This window comes from Neptunomonas marina, assembly GCF_004005935.1.
GTDB lineage: Bacteria > Pseudomonadota > Gammaproteobacteria > Pseudomonadales > Balneatricaceae > Neptunomonas > Neptunomonas marina.
In genome coordinates this window covers 513,817-530,303 of record NZ_SACQ01000002.1, presented here as the reverse complement: position 1 = coordinate 530,303, position 16,487 = coordinate 513,817, and the positions used below count along the sequence as shown (strand labels likewise).

Sequence of the window (16,487 nt, the reverse complement as noted above, 5' to 3'; positions counted from 1 at the left end):
GACCGTTAACTTTGCTTGTTCGTTGGTTTTTTGGCTTTTTTATTCAACCGCGCCCAGCATTTTTTGGTCAGGTGATGAAGTTCATCCGCGCTGAGGTCTCCCAAACCGGAACGTGCCAATATCACCATATCGACGGGTGGAAGTTGCTGCTGGTTGAGGCGAAAAGACTCGCGAATGATACGCCGAACGTGATTTCGTTTCACTGCTCTGCGAACATTTTTTTTCGAGATGACGAACCCTAACCGAGGATGGTCGAGTCCATTTGGGCGGGCAAGAATAAGGATCCGCTGGTCTGGTACTTTCAGGGTGACGTCGTCAAAGACGGACTTGAAGTCCCCGGCCGTTAAAAGACGTAGCTGCCGGGGAAATCCGAACTCGGTCATTCAAAAGTAACCAGACCTCGGCTGCTACCTATATTAGGCAGACAGACGCTTGCGGCCTTTAGCACGACGACGGTTGATTACTGCGCGGCCGCTTTTAGTAGCCATGCGAGCACGGAAACCGTGAGTACGTGCACGTTTCAAAACGCTTGGTTGAAATGTTCTTTTCATCAGTCAGTCCTGTCTAACGCTCGTTGGTGCTCGTAATTGCGGGCGGGGCCGACATAAGAGCAAAATTAAAGACGCGGAATTCTAGTTAAATATTGATCGATTATCAAACCCTTTTTTGAAATTAGGACAGATATTTTACGATAACGGCATTAAAAACAGAGTTTTATTTTTGTGTTATTAACTCAAATATTTTCTTTATAAACAAATATTTGAGTTGTTATTAAGTCTTTAGATAGTCTGTTGTTATCCCAAAAAACGATGCATTTAAGTATCGATTTGTCGTGAAATGGCGTGTATCTAATCTTTTTATCCAATTTAGTGCTTATTTATGCACTGGATGTGGATAAGTGCTTTAAGTCAATGTAAAATGGCAGGATTATTAATTAGAAACAGATGTTAGTCGGGCATTACACAGCCCTTTATTACAAGCGTCTGTCATCTTACTGCTTATGTTTCGGAGCAACTATGTTGGTTGAATTATGGGAACGCTGCTTGCCTAGCTTGCAGAGCGAGTTCCCAGCCCAACAATACAATATGTGGATTCGGCCACTGCGCGTTGAAGAGGGCAGCGGCTCCGTACTTGTGTTGGTTGCGCCTAATCGTTTTGTACGCGATTGGGTCAACGACAAGTTTCTATCCCGTATTCGCCAAGTGGTGTGTGATGTATCGGGTGATATCAGCGCCGATGTGCGGGTAGAGGCCAGTGCGGTATCGCCGCACATGATGAGCCGACGTATGCCTCCTGCTCCGCCGCGCCCTGTTGCTCCACCGCCGCCCCCTGCTCCGCCAGCTTACGAGCCGCCTCCGCAGCCAACACCGGTTGCCGCACCTGTGCAGCAGCCCGTCTATCGACCGGAGCCGGAAGTGGTTCAACCTGTGCCTGCGATGGCAGCTCCAGAACCTGCATCAGAGATGTCGCTCTACACGCCACCTCCACAACTGGAGCTAGATGTAGGCCCAGCGGCTGAGCCAGAACGCCACGTTGATGTTGAGGGCGGCGTACGCCATCAATCGAACCTAAACCAAGCGTTTACGTTCCAGTCTTTTGTCCAGGGTAAGTCGAACCAGCTGGCATTAGCGGCAGCTCAGCAAGTAGCGGACAACCCCGGCGGTGCTTACAACCCACTCTTTATATATGGTGGTGTGGGTCTTGGTAAAACCCACTTGATGCACGCTGTTGGTATGGAGATGCTGCGTCAAAATCCAAACGCTCGGATCGTGTATTTGCATTCAGAGCGCTTTGTTGCCGATATGGTTAAGGCTTTGCAGCTGAATGCCATCAATGATTTCAAGCGTTACTACCGTTCGGTCGATGCGCTCCTCATTGACGATATTCAGTTCTTCGCTGGCAAAGAACGCTCTCAAGAGGAGTTCTTCCACACCTTTAACGCATTGTTAGAGGGTGGCCAGCAGATGATCTTAACGAGTGATCGCTATCCTAAAGAGATTAATGGTGTTGAAGAGCGCCTAAAATCCCGTTTCGGTTGGGGTTTGACGGTTGCGATCGAGCCACCTGAGCTTGAAACCCGTGTCGCGATTGTTATGAAGAAGGCGCAAGAGGCAAAAATCAGCCTGCCAGATGATGCAGCGTTCTTCCTTGCACAAAAGATTCGTTCGAATGTTCGCGAGCTTGAGGGCGCGTTAAAACGCGTGATTGCCAACGCTCATTTCACGGGCAATGCGATCACCACGCCGTTCATTAAAGAGTCGCTGAAAGACCTGCTAGCATTACAGGACAAACAAGTTAGTATTGACAATATTCAGCGTGTGGTCGCCGAGTATTATAAAATTAAAGTCTCCGATCTATTATCGAAACGCAGAAGTCGTTCTGTCGCGCGGCCACGTCAGGTTGCGATGAGCATTGCAAAAGAACTCACCAACCATAGCTTGCCGGAGATCGGCAACGCCTTTGGTGGCCGAGATCACACGACGGTTCTACATGCGTGCCGCAAAATCAAAGAGTTGCGCGAAACCGATGTAGATATAAGAGAGGATTACCAGAACCTGCTGCGTCATTTGACGGCGTAGTGTCGGATCTAACTAAGGTAGATAACCATGAGATTCGTAATTTCACGTGAAGCACTAATCAAGCCACTGCAGTTGGTTGCAGGTGTCGTTGAGCGCCGTCAGACATTACCTGTGCTATCTAACATTTTGCTGGTGGCCGAGGGCGATCAGCTGTCGCTAACGGGTACCGACTTAGAGGTGGAGCTAGTGGGCCGCGTCACGTTGGACCAGCCTGCTGATGCTGGCTCCATTACGGTACCGGCGCGTAAGTTGATGGATATCTGTAAATCTCTATCGGATGATGCACAGATCGAATTCACGCTCGATGGCCAAAAGATGGTCATTAAAGCTGGCCGTAGCCGCTTTACGTTATCCACGTTACCGGCAACTGAGTTCCCGAACGTTGAAGACAGCCCACAAACCTTGGATCTAACGCTGTCGCAAGGTCAGCTGCGCCATCTTATCGAGCAAACTGGCTTCTCCATGGCTCAGCAGGATGTGCGCTATTACCTTAACGGCATGCTGCTAGAGATCGCAGACGGCTCGTTGCGTACCGTTGCAACAGATGGCCACCGGTTGGCAACCAGTGTTGCCCCTGTTGAGACAGATCAGACGTCGCAACACCAGATTATCGTGCCGCGCAAAGGTATTCTTGAGCTAGCGCGCCTGTTACAGCAAGGCGATGAGCCATTGAAGCTGGTGATCGGTGCCAACCATATCCGTGCTCACGTGGGCGATTTTATCTTCACGTCGAAGCTGGTTGACGGCAAATTCCCTGATTATCAGCGTGTGATCCCGCGTAATGGCGATAAAGCGGTACTGGGTGATCGCCAAGAACTGCGTAAAGTCTTTAGCCGTATCGCGATTCTCTCTAACGAAAAATATCGCGGTGTGCGTCTATCGCTGACGAGCGGCGCTTTACAGGTGATGGCGAACAACCCAGAGCAGGAAGAAGCGGAAGAAACGGTTGCGATCGATTATCAAGGCGATACGCTAGAGATCGGCTTCAACGTGAACTACCTGCTGGATGTGTTATCCATTCTGAACTCAGATGTGGTGCGCTTCACCCTGTCTGACTCCAACAGCAGTGCCCTAGTAGAGGGCTACGACGAGGACGGAAGTCTGTTCGTTGTTATGCCGATGCGTATGTAAGCGCGCCCGAAACGGTGTCAGGGGAGCACGGCTCCCCTGCTCTTTTTTATATGCCTATTAGCTCCCTCTCGATCTCCCACATACGCAATATTCAACAGGCCGAACTGACACCCTCATCGCGGATAAACGTTATCTATGGTGAAAATGGCAGTGGTAAAACCTCATTGTTGGAAGCGATCCACTTTTTGGGCCTGACGCGCTCCTTTCGTACCAGCCAGTTTAAATATCTCGTGACGCAAGATACCCCCCAAGCACTGGTTTTTGCGCAGCTAGCGCAGGGCGCACATGCAGCTAAACCACTGGGTGTGGAGCGCCAAACCAGCGGTGACGTGCGCATCCGCTATGATGCGAATACGATTGATCTGGCCGAGCTGGCTGGCTTATTGCCGCTGCAGGTGATTAATACCGACACCTTCGATCTACTAGAGGGTAGCCCAGCCAATCGGCGCCAGTTTATCGACTGGGGTGCGTTTTACTTCGATCCTGCGTTTATTCAGGTGTGGAGAGGCTTTAAACGTGTACTTCAGCAGAGAAATTCCCTACTGAAATGTGGTAAAATCGACCCTGCCGTGCGGCAAGTTTGGGATCGCGAATTTATCCAGTATGCACAGCGTATTACGGAGCTGCGTTTTGCCTATATAGAGCAGCTTATTCCCGACTTTGAAGCCATTTTGGCGCACCTGTTCAGTGGCGCAGAGATACGTCTGAACTTCTCCCCAGGTTGGGATCAGAAGGTGCCACTCGATGAGCTATTGGGAGCGCAACTGGAGCGTGATATCCGGCAAGGTTATACCAGTGCTGGGCCGCAACGGGCAGATTTACGAGTAAAAGCCGATGGCATTAGCGCTGCTGAGCGTTTATCCCGCGGCCAAAAGAAACTGGTGGTCAGCGCATTAAAGCTGGCGCAGGGCACGTTGTATCACCGCTTGAGTGGTCGCCCATGTGTGTATCTGATCGACGATCTACCGTCAGAGCTTGATCAGCAGCATAGCCGCCTGTTTTGTGAATACTTAGAACAAACAACTAATCAATGTTTCATCACCTGTGTTGATCCTGCGAGCTTACGCACAGTATGGCGCCCAGAAACGGATGTCGCCTATTTCAAGATCAACGCTGGAGAGCTGGTGCAGACACACTGAGTCAGGAGATAGCCCATGAGCGGCGAAGAGCAGAATTACGATTCCAGTAGTATTAAAGTCCTGAAAGGGCTCGATGCCGTTCGCAAACGTCCTGGAATGTATATCGGTGACACGGACGACGGCACCGGCTTGCACCATATGGTATTTGAGATTGTCGATAACTCCATCGACGAAGCGCTCGCGGGCCACTGTAGCGAGATCAAGGTCGTGATCCACCCTGATGAGAGCGTTTCGGTATCGGATAACGGCCGAGGTATCCCAACGGATATTCACCCAGAGGAAGGCGTGTCTGCTGCTGAGGTTATCATGACGGTACTACACGCCGGTGGTAAGTTTGATGACAACAGCTATAAAGTCTCTGGTGGTTTGCACGGTGTGGGTGTATCGGTTGTAAACGCCCTCTCTAGCGAGCTGAAAATGACGATCCGCCGCAACGGCCAAGTACACGAGCAAACCTACGTGCACGGTGTGCCGCAAGCGCCACTGAAAGTGGTGGGTGAAACGGATCAGTCGGGCACTGAAGTGCGCTTCCGCGCCTCTGAAGAAACTTTCAGCAACGTTGAGTTCCAGTTCGACATCTTAGCTAAGCGCTTGCGTGAGTTATCATTCTTGAACTCTGGTGTGCGCATTGTGCTGCTTGATGAGCGCAGTGGTCGCCAAGAGGTGTTCGAATACGCAGGTGGTTTGAGCGCGTTTGTTGAGTTCCTCAACCAGAACAAATCGTCAGTGAATAAGATCTTCCACTTCACTGCGATGCACGAAAATGGCGTGGGTGTTGAGGTTTCCCTACAGTGGAATGACTCCTACCAAGAGAGCATTCACTGTTTCACCAACAACATTCCGCAACGTGATGGCGGTACGCACCTATCTGGCTTCCGTTCGGCGCTAACGCGCTCGTTGAACAGCTATATTGAGAGTGAAGGCCTTAACAAAGGCGGTAAGATCGCAACCTCAGGTGATGATTGCCGCGAAGGCTTGTGTGCGATTATCTCCGTTAAAGTACCTGATCCTAAGTTCTCTTCACAGACCAAAGACAAACTCGTCTCTTCTGAGGTAAAAACCGCCGTTGAGCAGCTGTTTGCACAAGAGTTTGTTGATTATCTGCAGGAAAACCCGCAGGAATCAAAAGCGGTTGTGAACAAGATGATCGATGCAGCGCGCGCCCGTGAAGCGGCACGTAAAGCGCGGGAAATGACACGCCGTAAAGGTGCGCTCGATATTGCGGGTCTGCCAGGGAAATTGGCAGACTGCCAAGAGAAAGACCCAGCGCTTTCAGAACTCTACCTCGTGGAGGGTGACTCTGCAGGCGGGTCGGCTAAGCAGGGCCGTAACCGCAAAAACCAAGCCATTCTGCCGCTGAAAGGTAAAATCCTTAACGTAGAAAAAGCGCGCTTTGACAAAATGCTCACCTCTGCAGAAGTGGGCACGCTGATTACTGCACTTGGCTGCGGTATTGGCCGTGAAGAGTTCAATCCAGACAAGTTACGTTACCATCGCATCATTATCATGACCGATGCCGACGTGGATGGATCGCACATCCGTACTCTGCTGCTAACCTTCTTCTTCCGTCAAATGCCAGAACTGATTGAACGTGGCCATGTGTATATCGCCCAGCCGCCGCTCTACAAAATCAAAAAAGGTAAGCAAGAGCAGTACTTAAAAGATGATGACGCGCTAGAAAACTACCTACTGCAAGGCGCGCTAGATGGCGCGAGCTTCCACGTGAGTGAAGGTGCCCCTGCAGTCAAAGGTGAAGCACTTGAAGCGCTAGTTAACCAGTACCGCACAGTTGATCGTATTATCGAGCGCCTGAGCAAACTGTACCCTGCTCAAGCGTTAACGCAGATGATCTACCTGCCAACCCTGAGCCAAGAAGCCTTGCATAGTGAAGAGCAAGTCAGCGAGTGGCTAGACCAACTGACTGACGCACTGCAAGACAATGCACTGGCTAGCGAGCAATTTGATGGCCGTATCACCTATGACAAAGAGCATAGCCTTTACATTCCAGAGATCACGTATATCCACCATGGTGTTGATTCGCACTATGTATTTAAAGGTGATTTCTTTGCATCGAAAGAGTACACAGCGATTGCAAACCTCGCAAACACGCTGGATGGCATGTTAGAGGAAGGCGCTTATGTGCAACGTGGCGAACGCCGCCTAGAAATCAGCCGTTTCAAAGATGGCATCGAATGGCTGCTGGATCTCTCCCGCCGCGGCAACTCGGTACAGCGCTATAAGGGACTGGGTGAGATGAACCCAGAACAACTGTGGGAAACCACCATGGACCCAGAAGCACGCCGTATGTTGCAAGTCACGATTGAAGACGCGATCACGGCCGATCAGCTGTTCACTACACTGATGGGTGATGAAGTAGAACCGCGCCGCGACTTTATCGAAAGCAACGCACTACATGCAACGAATATCGACGCTTAATTTGTCATTTCTCATTTGAAATGAAACAGGAATAAAAAAGCAGCCGAGTGGCTGCTTTTTTATATGATTACCTCTGTTTCAGGTGGTAATGGGGCGTCTTCCCTTATCGAGAGATCATCATAATAAAACCTCTTAAACCTTTTAATTACGGCAATAGATACTTCATCTTCTCTTCTAACTGCAGGAGTAACATCCATTCCTGCACTTATCAGGATGTCAGAATAGCTATTCAAGGCATCTATTGCGCTTTGAATATTGTCTGTGAAATCTGTTGGAACTAAGCCCAGCAAGTTGATCTGGTAGTTTTCTTCCGGGGTGATTTCTCGATCAGGTAGGATTTCTACATAGATACCAGAAAGGTGTTGATTGGCGCTCTTTGCCTTCTTCTTTCGCTTATCTTTCGGGTCCGCTGCGGCTATTCGGTTGTTAAATTCTGTCGGTAGAGCGGGTCTAGAGTATCTGGCAGCAAGCCAAGATGTATAGCTATCTAATTGCTTTGCTTCAATAGCTCGTTGTGAGTCAGGAAGTAGCTCGAGAAGCTGTTCTTTAGGAATCTGGATTTTTTCATAGGCCTTTAACTCTACAGACACCTCATCAAAGACTTCTTGACCATCGGTTTCGACCAAAATTGGCATATGCAAGAAACGAGGGTTTTTATTATAGGCCAGATTTCCGTTACTTTTTTCAACTATTCGGGCGATAGAGGCTTCTATGTATGGGTCAGAAGCTAAATTATTATTGGCAATATCACATGACTGTGAAGCAATGATCAGCACTATATCGTCAAGATCATCATAGCCTCTACCTTCGAGGAGACTAGGGACTGCATCTCTTGTAACTATAGAGCCCTGTCTCCATCCTGATGATTCTAGTTGAGTTCCAATCAAATTGAACGGGCTCCATAGATTTTAAGCGAATGGGTCTGCTAGAGCAGGAGTTGGTTGAGCTTGAAGCTGCAGTCTTGACCCTGCAAATAGTACTAAGTCTTTGTCTATTTCCGCCTCAATGAGCAGTTGAAAAATACTTAGATTATTTACGACTGGCTGATGAAGTTGCTCTTTAGTTAACTCAAGGCCAGCATGCTGCCAAGCTTTAACGAGGGTCATTAGGTTAAAGACTCGTTGCATGGCTGTCTTTCTTGGAGTCACCTCCCCTTTAATCCAGTTATAAAGGGTTTTTCTGCTTTGTACCTTAAGAACGTCAGCTAACTCTTCCTTGGTTAGAGCGAACGCTGCAGTGATATCGTTGACAGTAGAAGCTAGATTGTTATGGCTTTCTTTAATTATCTTCGTGTTGGCCCCAGTTGGGGTTACGCTGAATAGGCTGGATACGTTACCTCCAGAGCCCCGGTAAAGAGTAAAGCCTTTCTGTAACTCTTCTTCTGGAAGAATAAGGTGGATAGCTGGAGGGTTAAGAGCCTTATTAATAGCCCCTGACGCAAAGTATGCATCATTAGGCATATCCATCGCCATTATGACCATTTTTTGTTCCTCGCATAATCCGTTGTGGTTCTCCAGAATGCATCTCTGGAGATATCGTGAAGCTTAGTTAGATAGTCAATTATTGTATCAGCTTCGAAACTTACTGGTTCATCAGACGGTTCCCAATAATGATCAAAGTCTAAAATTATTCTTTCACTGACGGAATCGTCTCTGTCAATAAGAACAGGGAGGCCCTGAACATCTGGTAAAGAACTCAGGTTATGGTGACCATATAGTGTTCGAATGGCAAGGCCACCGAGATCTGTAGAAAGAAAAAATTCACTTCTTTGTTGTTGGATTTGTCCTAGGCTCTCAATGCAACTAGGAGTACTAAATTGACTATCCACTAACTCAGAAATTGTCTCTCCTTCGCCCACTATAACAAGATCACTAAACCTTAAACCAATTCTTAAGATTAGACTTGGCTCAACGATATCAATGAGGCTATTCAAGGCTGTCTCACACGCATGAGCAAAGCCTTCAAATCGAGGATAATCGGCTGTTACATAGATTAAGCGCTCTTGGTTAATATCAATAGCGCTTCTTTTGTCTGCCGAAATAAATGCCCATCTATCTATCTGCGAGACGGAGATACCACCCGGTTGCACTTGAACAACTTGCTCTCCTTTTTTGTCAGGAATTGGATATTCCTTTCTTAGCGCTTCTTGAAGTCTTGGAATATATTCCGAAATTTGCATTACAGGAGAGAAACGAAATTCAGCAAGAGCAAACTTAAGCGGTTGATTCTCAAGCTTTTTATAGTTTTTCATGAGTATTCCTCTCAAGACTTTGCGGGACACCTAAAAAATTATACATCAAATTACACAAAGTATTACACATTGTGTGTATCGACTCTCTTATGATGTTTTAAAGTTTTTTAAGTTCAATTGTTACTAAAAAACAGGGTTGGGTTTCCTATAAATCGGAAGTTAGCTTGAAAGGGCTTATGTGAACCGCCACCGACTTGATAGACACCTTTCAGCTTAAAAGGTGATAGTGATTCATGTGAAATTGCGTGGTAAGCGGCTTCTCATTCATCCTGAAATGGCGCAAGGTGAGTGGGTTTGTGAGTACTCACCTATCCTCTGAAATAGGCGGCTGTGTTCTTGCTCGACCGCTGTGCATCATCTGCTATAAACCGTAAGTTCCAACCGATTAGATTTTCTTTATTGAGTGCTCAGCATAAAGCTTTCTCTGTGTGTAGCTACAAGAGATTATTATCCGGTGGGGGCTAGCTTACACTTGCTCTCTGTTCTGGTTTTGGCACGATCTAGTCACACCTCTCTTTATGTAACGTAGTATGCGAAAAGCGGCATTTTTCAGCGCTTTTAGCATCCTAGTTGCAACCTTTGCGCGCTCCAGTCTGCCACGTTGTAGATAGAAATCGATATCTTCGCTCGTTAAATTTTCTTTTCTAGGTTGCATCCTAACACCCTCTGGCTTACTGATTTGCAGGCTTATATTGCGGTGGTTTAGGTTTGGCGACAAACGAGTTATATTGACCTATCAATTAAAATATTTTTATTGAGAAGATATGCGACTCCCTCCACTCAATGCTATTCGTGCCTTTGAAGTGGCTTCTCGGCACTTGAGCTTTAAGAAAGCCGCTGAGGAGCTATTTGTGACGCCCGCGGCTATCAGCTATCAGATAAAACTGCTGGAGGAGCATCTGGGTATGACGCTCTTCGAGCGCCATAATCGGCAGGTTGTTTTGACTAAAGAAGCGCGGCAAGCTCTGCCGCTGTTAAGCTTAGGCTTTGAGCAGATCGAAAAAGGCATTGGCTTATTAGAGCAGGTCTCCTCTCCTAATTTTGTTGTTAGTACCGGCCCTGCCTTTGCTATCAAATGGCTTGCTCCGCGGTTACACGAGTTCTCGGCGCTCTACCCTGATGTGAATGCGAGTATTTTGGCGAGCCTGCACATTACTAACTTTAGAGTGGAGCCCGTTGATGCTGCAGTCAGGTTTGGGCGCTTTGATGATACCCACCTGTTTGCGGAAAAGCTGGTGGATGAGTTTGTTGTGCCTCTCTGCCATCCGGGCTGGCTAGCGGCTCAAGGTGGCTTACGTCAGCCTGCGGACATATTTAATCACCCGCTTATTCATGACGATTCCATCTTCTTTGACCCCTCAGCACCAAGCTGGGAAAGCTATGCCCAGCAGCAAGGGATCACTGGCGTCGATACCCACAGTGGTGTGCGTTTTAACCAAGCAGATCACGCCTTACAAGCAGCGATGGATGGTGCGGGTATTGTCCTTAGCCGCAGTTTATTGGCTGAGCCTGACGTTCGCGCTGGGCGTTTGGTTAAGCTCTTTCCAGAAACGGCAATGGACACGGGTATGGCGCGCTATTATGCGTGCCCGCGTGAAAAAGCAGACCGGCGTGAGAACCAAGTCTTTCTAGCGTGGTTGAAGTCGCTTTTGGCAGATTACTAGTGCTATCTAGTCGTCGAAGAGCCAGTGCTTCAGTAGGACGGTGACTCTCGGCATAATGACGTATGTCATCAGCAAAACCTGCAGGACGACAACGATCAATATGGTGATTGCGCTGGGGAGTGGCCCAAGTAAAGGTTTTAGCAGAAGGTTTAGGCCTAGCACCAAAGCGTAAACGATACCGATAAGCACGATAGCCATTTTATGCGGGCTAGGCGGTTTATGAGCTGGTAGCTCTGGTAATGTAAACCAAAACTCTAAGCCGGTGCCCTGCTGGGTTGATGCTTCGCCCTCAACTAAACCTTCCAGATTCTTCAACAACTGAGCACGGACCTCCGACTGCTCCCATCCTTGGCAGTTGGTGTAGTTATCGAACCGATAGATAATGACGTACTCATCATTGGTGGCTGAGCTTGGCCGCAGAATAGTGGCGCCTTGGTGGCCCTTAAAATCAGCTGCGGCGCTCACAAGGTCAGATACACACTGCTCATACGCGGCTTCCGAGCCTGGCTTCACCTTGCGTGAAACACTAACAGTGACTGGCCCTTCGTCTCCGGGATGGTTGCTCCAGTGCGTCTCTTTGTTTGTCACGCGCATGCTCCTGTGCTTCGGCTTGTATCAGCTATGAGCCAAAATTAACCGCTCTGGCCTAGTGAAAGCAAATAATCGTGCGGTGAAGGTAGAGCTTCTCTTAGCCTGTGCCTGCTTTGTATATAACAAGCACGGCACTCACCAAAACATGCTAATAGGTAGGTTTAGCGGCGGGTTGTGCCACCCAGCTCGTGCATAATCTGGCTGGCGCTCTTTTTTAGCGCCGTCACCAAGCGCTCTTGGACACCGTCTTTATGCATCACCACATCTGGGCCAGAGATATTGATGGCCGCTACCACCTCACCTGTGAAGTTCCGCACCGGTACGGCAATCGCCGTTGAGTAGTCTGAATAGTGCATGCTCCAGCCTTGTGCACGCTCTTTTTCACACATCGCCAGTAGATCAGGTAACGTCTGTGGTGCTGGCTCTGGGTAGCCATCTAAGCGTTGCCCTTGATAGAGCTGCTCAAGCTCATCTGGTGATAAACCGATCAACAGTGCACGCCCCATGGCAGTGATATGGCAAGGAAAGCGCGTGCCAACAGGAACGTTTACAGAAACCCGCTGTAACGCCAATGCGCGAAACACATAAAGGGTCTCGTTGCCCTCGCGAATGGCAAGGTGGCTGGATAAGGAGGTGCTGTCCCGAAGTTGGGTGATAAAAGGAGCAGCCACTTCAACAATTTCGCGGCTGGCTAGATAGCTAAAACCGCGGCTGACAACCTGCGAACCCAATGAATAGGTGTTGGTCCCCGTTTTTTTTAGGTAGCCCATGGAGGTCAGCGTTTGTACGATGCGGTACAGCGAGTTCGAGCTAACGCCTAAAGCGGCGGCCATCTCCGCTTGTGAGAGGTTACGGCGTTGGCTATCAAACATCTCAAGGATCTGAAGCCCCTTTTCGAGCGCCGGTACTATGTAGTTGTTTTTGTTTTCAGCCATCAATCCTTACCTGTATACGGTTCGCAAAAGAGCACCTTGAGGTGCTCTTTTTTCGCCAGCGTCCTGTGCGTTAGTTGGCGGCAACGTAGGGTTGCACGCGGCTCTGGCGGTAGTTACGCAGCAGTATCGCCACAACCACCGAACCGGCAAGCAGTACCAGCCAAGGTAGAGATCCAACCAGTGCCAATCCGGCAATAGTCAGCAGAGCTTTCTCGGCCTTTTGCAACGGTGCGCAGAAGAATCCGATATACGCAGCAGACAGTGCCAGGATGCAGAGGATACCGCTGATCATGGCCAAGGCAAACTCTTGTGCATCAAAATCGAGGAACAACAAGCTTGGCGCATAGATAAACATAAATGGTACCAGCGCTTTACCCATCGATAGGCGGAACGCGGTTGTGCCGGTGCGCATGGGGTCAGACCCCGAGATGCCCGCGCCTGCGTATGCCGCCAGCGCCACAGGTGGTGTCACATCAGCTAATACACCGTAGTAGAAGATAAAGAAGTGGCAGGCTAGTAGCGCAATGCCAAACTCATCCAGTGCCGGAGCAACGATCGATGCCAAGATAATGTATGTCGGTGTTGTTGGGATACCCGCGCCCATTAGGATACAGGCCAGTGATACCAAGATCAGTGCGACAAACAGTGTAGTGGAGGCTTGATCGAGCAAGCCAAAGGGGACGATCATCGTCAACCAGGTGCCGAAATCTGTGGCTAAGCCAACAATCGCGCCGGAGAACTTAAAGCCAAGACCGGTCAGTGTCGTCACACCCAACAGGAAGCCGACGCAAGCGCAGGCTGCGGTGATCGCAATCGACTGCTTAGCGCCCTCCTCTAGGCTGAAAATCAGCCGTGAAGGTGTCAGCACGCTCTCGCTATCAAGTTTTGTGAAACCCACTGGCTTGAGCAGCAGCGGGATGTAGGAACACAACACCGTAAGGATAATGCCCCAGAATGCTGCAAGGAATGGCGTGAACTGCATCAAGAGCAACGTAACCATCACGATGAGCGGAATGGTTTGGTGCCAATGGCGTGCCATAACATCACGAAAACGCGGGATATCTTCAGCGGGCATACCCTCAAGGCCTAAGCGGCGCGCTTCAAAGTGAACCATGCACAGCGTCGCAAGGTAGTGGAATGCAGCGGGAATAATGGCGATAAGAATCAGCTCGTTATAGGGTACTCCTAGCATTTCCGACATGACAAAGGCGGATGCACCCATAATTGGCGGTGTGATCTGTCCACCACAGGACGCCGCAGCTTCTGTTGCCGCTGCGAAACGCCCGCTGAAACCGTAGCGCTGCATCATCGGGATCGTAAAAGCGCCTGTGGTTACCGTATTGGCAACCGGCGAACCGGAGATCATGCCAAAAAAGCCAGATGACACCACGGAAACTTTGGCTGGGCCTCCGGCATAGCGGCCAGCCAGCAGCGTTGCCAGCTCAATGAATAGCTGGCCAAGCCCAGAAGCCTGAGCCAAGACACCAAAGAGGACAAAATGGAACACGTAGGTTGCGACAACACCAATGGCGATGCCATAGATACCCTCGGTGCCTAAGTAGAGATGCTCAACAAGGCGGATGATATCGTAGCCACGGTGCGCTAAAACGCCCGGCAGCTGAGGGCCAAACATGGCGTACAGCAACGCCAAAACGCCAATAATAGACAGCGACTCGCCCATCGTGCGGCGGGCACCCTCAATCACCATCAAAATGGCGACGCCACCCATCAGGTAGTCCATCGTTTGCGGGAAGCCCACGTTGATGATGAAGATCTCATCAAAGAAGTAGACCAGATAACCCGAGAAACCCGCACCGAGTATCGCTAACGGCCAGTCCAACCAGCCGGGTTTATTGCCGCGGCCACCCAAGAATGACAAGGGCAACGCCGATAGCGCCATCATCCCCGCAAAGAGATAGATGCCAGCATTGATCACCCAAGACAGGTTGCTACCCAATGCCGAGACCAGCTGGTGGGCGATCAATAGATAAAAGAGGCCATACATCAGGCCTAACGCGATGCCCACTTTCGGGCGCTTTGCCGCTTTACGCGGGAAAACCAAGAATAGCAGCCCCATGATCATCGTCATGTGGACGGTACGGTGAGAAACTTCGTTGAGTAGACCAAAGCCTGCGGTGTAGATGTGGAAGACACTCAGAGAGACACACACCAAGGTGACAAAGTGTTTCAGGCCGCCGCGAAGGTCGCGAAAGTTACTCTCGTTGTCATACTCTTTGATCAGGTTGTCCAGATCTTCCTGATGCATCTGCGTCGTTCCATGCGTGGGCTGCTCGCCCTGGGTGCGCTCAGTGTTCATAGCTTTTGCTCAGTGTTGCAGTGGCTGATCGGACGAATACGTAAACCGTTATCGGGCCACTGATTTAGATTTATTGTTGTGTTGTCGGTGTGCAACCGGTTTTTAAAACGTGCATCGGTACGCACGAGCAAATCGGGTATTGGCCGTTCCATGTGTAATACGAACTCACCCTCTTTATGCTCGAAAGCGATGGCATCAGGCTCCCCTAGCATGGATGGCAGCCCTTGTCCGTGGGCGATAAAGTGCTCTGCCGTTTGCACGATGCGATACCCTGCGGAATCCTGTTCGATACGATAACGATCGGTCACCGGTGTGAGTGAAACCGAATGGATAAACGATAACGAAAAAGCAGGTGTCGGCAGAGCAACACAGGTGAGTGATTGCGCTGCACGATAGTCCTCTATCTGCAGAGCAACCGCCCCACTCTGATGGCTGACAAGCATCGCGAACGAGCTTGCCAGCCAAGGGATAGCCTTACTTAATAAGGCCTTTTTCACGGTAGTAACGCTCAGCACCTGGGTGCAATGGAATTGATACAGACTCTAGCGCCGTTTGTACGCTGATCTCTTTACCCTTCACGTGTACTTTCGCCAATGTATCGGTGTTTTCGTACAGCGCTTTGGTCACCGCGTAAGCGATATCCTCTGGTAGGTCTGTGTGCGTTGCCCAGATAGCGCGCACAGCAATCGTTTCCACATCTTTATCCACACCCTTATACGTGCCAGCTGGCAGGGTTGTCTGTGCATAATAGGGTTGTTTTTCTAACAGCTTTTTCACAGGTGCGCCGGTCAGTGGCACGATGCTGATATCGTGGCCATTGGATAACTCGACAATGGAAGCGGTCGGTGAGCCTGCTGTGATCAGCGATGCATCCAAGTTACCATCCTTGATCTTTTCAGCAGATTGCGAGAACGAAGAGTAATCCTCTTTGATGTCATCGCGGCTCATGTCGTAAGCGCTGAGTAGGTCGCCCAGTAGTTGCCATTGGCCAGAACCCGGCGAGCCCGAGCTGATAGAACGGCCCTTCAAGTCAGCGAAGTTGTTGATGCCCGGCTGTGCCACCAGTTGTACGGTCTCTGGGTATAGGGCGCCCAGCGCACGCAGGTTTTTGATCTCTTTACCTTTGAACTGGTTTTTACCGTTGTAAGCTGCATCAAGCACATCAGCGGCAACAAACGCTGATTCGATAGAACCACGGCCTAGTAGGCCTGCGTTAGCGACCGAAGCATTACCTGTTTCTGCCGTTGCTGAAATCTTCTTACCTTGCAGCTCACTGTTGTTAGAGATGACCTGTGCCAGCATCCCTCCCAGTGGATAATAAGTACCGCCGGTGCCGCCCGTTGCGATACCGAAAAACACACGTTCCTGAGCCTGAGCGACACCCGCTGCTAGCCCTGTGGATAACGCAGCGGAGATCAGAAGTGTCTTTAGCTTTGTTTTCATT

15 protein-coding genes are annotated in these 16,487 nt (G+C 49.8%); 5 read left to right on the top strand and 10 right to left on the bottom strand.

The features are described 5' to 3' along the window. Positions 1-5 precede the first annotated feature (5 nt). Together rnpA and rpmH are read right to left on the bottom strand one after the other, a co-directional pair. The gene (gene rnpA, locus EOE65_RS07160; protein WP_127693610.1) at positions 6-383 is read right to left on the bottom strand and encodes a ribonuclease P protein component; all 378 of its coding nucleotides are present in this window, start codon (positions 381-383) and stop codon (positions 6-8) included. Positions 384-416: 33 nt separating this feature from the next. Continuing rightward, positions 417-551, bottom strand: a complete 135-nt coding sequence (gene rpmH, locus EOE65_RS07155; RefSeq protein WP_127693609.1) for a 50S ribosomal protein L34 — start codon at positions 549-551, stop codon at positions 417-419. Between the two features lie 465 nt (positions 552-1,016). Here rpmH and dnaA point away from each other — a divergent pair, with 465 nt between their 5' ends. From dnaA to gyrB, 4 genes are read left to right on the top strand one after another with little or no spacing between them, the layout of a single operon-like run. Beyond that, a complete protein-coding gene (gene dnaA / locus EOE65_RS07150; protein WP_127693608.1) occupies positions 1,017-2,579 on the top strand; it encodes a chromosomal replication initiator protein DnaA in 1,563 nt (520 codons plus the stop codon). A 27-nt stretch (positions 2,580-2,606) separates the two neighbouring features. Next, positions 2,607-3,710 carry a DNA polymerase III subunit beta gene (gene dnaN, locus EOE65_RS07145; RefSeq protein ID WP_127693607.1) on the top strand — a complete coding sequence of 368 codons (1,104 nt, stop codon included), beginning with the start codon at positions 2,607-2,609 and terminating at the stop codon, positions 3,708-3,710. A 50-nt stretch (positions 3,711-3,760) separates the two neighbouring features. After that, positions 3,761-4,849 carry a DNA replication/repair protein RecF gene (recF, locus tag EOE65_RS07140; protein WP_127693606.1) on the top strand — a complete coding sequence of 363 codons (1,089 nt, stop codon included), beginning with the start codon at positions 3,761-3,763 and terminating at the stop codon, positions 4,847-4,849. 15 nt (positions 4,850-4,864) lie between these two features. After that, entirely contained in the window at positions 4,865-7,285 is a 2,421-nt protein-coding gene (gene gyrB / locus EOE65_RS07135) for a DNA topoisomerase (ATP-hydrolyzing) subunit B (protein ID WP_127693605.1), read from the top strand. A 59-nt stretch (positions 7,286-7,344) separates the two neighbouring features. Here gyrB and EOE65_RS07130 read toward each other — a convergent pair whose 3' ends face one another. From EOE65_RS07130 to EOE65_RS07120, 3 genes are read right to left on the bottom strand one after another with little or no spacing between them, the layout of a single operon-like run. Beyond that, entirely contained in the window at positions 7,345-8,172 is an 828-nt protein-coding gene (locus tag EOE65_RS07130; protein ID WP_127693604.1) for a hypothetical protein, read from the bottom strand. 21 nt (positions 8,173-8,193) lie between these two features. Beyond that, positions 8,194-8,745, bottom strand: coding sequence for a helix-turn-helix domain-containing protein (locus EOE65_RS07125; protein ID WP_127693603.1), 552 nt, complete (start codon positions 8,743-8,745; stop codon positions 8,194-8,196). Between the two features lie 11 nt (positions 8,746-8,756). After that, positions 8,757-9,536 (bottom strand): TIGR04255 family protein, encoded by a 780-nt coding sequence (locus EOE65_RS07120; protein ID WP_127693602.1) that lies wholly within the window; start codon positions 9,534-9,536, stop codon positions 8,757-8,759. A gap of 764 nt (positions 9,537-10,300) precedes the next feature. On the opposite strand from EOE65_RS07120, the gene EOE65_RS07115 reads away from it, so the two are divergent. Further along, on the top strand, positions 10,301-11,200 hold the full coding sequence (locus EOE65_RS07115) for a LysR substrate-binding domain-containing protein (protein ID WP_127693601.1): 900 nt from the start codon (positions 10,301-10,303) through the stop codon (positions 11,198-11,200). A 6-nt stretch (positions 11,201-11,206) separates the two neighbouring features. On the opposite strand, the gene EOE65_RS07110 is transcribed toward EOE65_RS07115, so the two are convergent. The 5 genes from EOE65_RS07110 to EOE65_RS07090 all read right to left on the bottom strand — a co-directional run bounded on the left by EOE65_RS07110 (position 11,207) and on the right by EOE65_RS07090 (position 16,486). Further along, positions 11,207-11,788, bottom strand: coding sequence for an antibiotic biosynthesis monooxygenase (locus tag EOE65_RS07110; RefSeq protein WP_240656930.1), 582 nt, complete (start codon positions 11,786-11,788; stop codon positions 11,207-11,209). Between the two features lie 164 nt (positions 11,789-11,952). Continuing rightward, positions 11,953-12,726, bottom strand: coding sequence for an IclR family transcriptional regulator (locus EOE65_RS07105; RefSeq protein ID WP_127693599.1), 774 nt, complete (start codon positions 12,724-12,726; stop codon positions 11,953-11,955). 70 nt (positions 12,727-12,796) lie between these two features. Next, positions 12,797-15,043, bottom strand: coding sequence for a TRAP transporter permease (locus EOE65_RS07100; RefSeq protein WP_127693598.1), 2,247 nt, complete (start codon positions 15,041-15,043; stop codon positions 12,797-12,799). Next, positions 15,040-15,540 carry a DUF1850 domain-containing protein gene (locus tag EOE65_RS07095; RefSeq protein WP_127693597.1) on the bottom strand — a complete coding sequence of 167 codons (501 nt, stop codon included), beginning with the start codon at positions 15,538-15,540 and terminating at the stop codon, positions 15,040-15,042. Before EOE65_RS07095 ends, EOE65_RS07100 begins: the two co-directional genes overlap by 4 nt. Further along, a complete protein-coding gene (locus EOE65_RS07090) occupies positions 15,518-16,486 on the bottom strand; it encodes a TAXI family TRAP transporter solute-binding subunit (RefSeq protein WP_127693596.1) in 969 nt (322 codons plus the stop codon). Before EOE65_RS07090 ends, EOE65_RS07095 begins: the two co-directional genes overlap by 23 nt. Position 16,487 lies beyond the last annotated feature (1 nt).

Bases quoted from the DNA above. Each gene is read 5' to 3' on its own strand.
- rnpA (WP_127693610.1), bottom strand. From the start codon at position 383: ATGACCGAGTTCGGATTTCCCCGGCAGCTACGTCTTTTAACGGCCGGG.
- rpmH (WP_127693609.1), bottom strand. From the start codon at position 551: ATGAAAAGAACATTTCAACCAAGCGTTTTGAAACGTGCACGTACTCAC.
- dnaA (WP_127693608.1), top strand. From the start codon at position 1,017: ATGTTGGTTGAATTATGGGAACGCTGCTTGCCTAGCTTGCAGAGCGAG.
- dnaN (WP_127693607.1), top strand. From the start codon at position 2,607: ATGAGATTCGTAATTTCACGTGAAGCACTAATCAAGCCACTGCAGTTG.
- recF (WP_127693606.1), top strand. From the start codon at position 3,761: ATGCCTATTAGCTCCCTCTCGATCTCCCACATACGCAATATTCAACAG.
- gyrB (WP_127693605.1), top strand. From the start codon at position 4,865: ATGAGCGGCGAAGAGCAGAATTACGATTCCAGTAGTATTAAAGTCCTG.
- EOE65_RS07125 (WP_127693603.1), bottom strand. From the start codon at position 8,745: ATGCCTAATGATGCATACTTTGCGTCAGGGGCTATTAATAAGGCTCTT.
- EOE65_RS07120 (WP_127693602.1), bottom strand. From the start codon at position 9,536: ATGAAAAACTATAAAAAGCTTGAGAATCAACCGCTTAAGTTTGCTCTT.
- EOE65_RS07115 (WP_127693601.1), top strand. From the start codon at position 10,301: ATGCGACTCCCTCCACTCAATGCTATTCGTGCCTTTGAAGTGGCTTCT.
- EOE65_RS07105 (WP_127693599.1), bottom strand. From the start codon at position 12,726: ATGGCTGAAAACAAAAACAACTACATAGTACCGGCGCTCGAAAAGGGG.
- EOE65_RS07100 (WP_127693598.1), bottom strand. From the start codon at position 15,043: ATGAACACTGAGCGCACCCAGGGCGAGCAGCCCACGCATGGAACGACG.
- EOE65_RS07090 (WP_127693596.1), bottom strand. From the start codon at position 16,486: ATGAAAACAAAGCTAAAGACACTTCTGATCTCCGCTGCGTTATCCACA.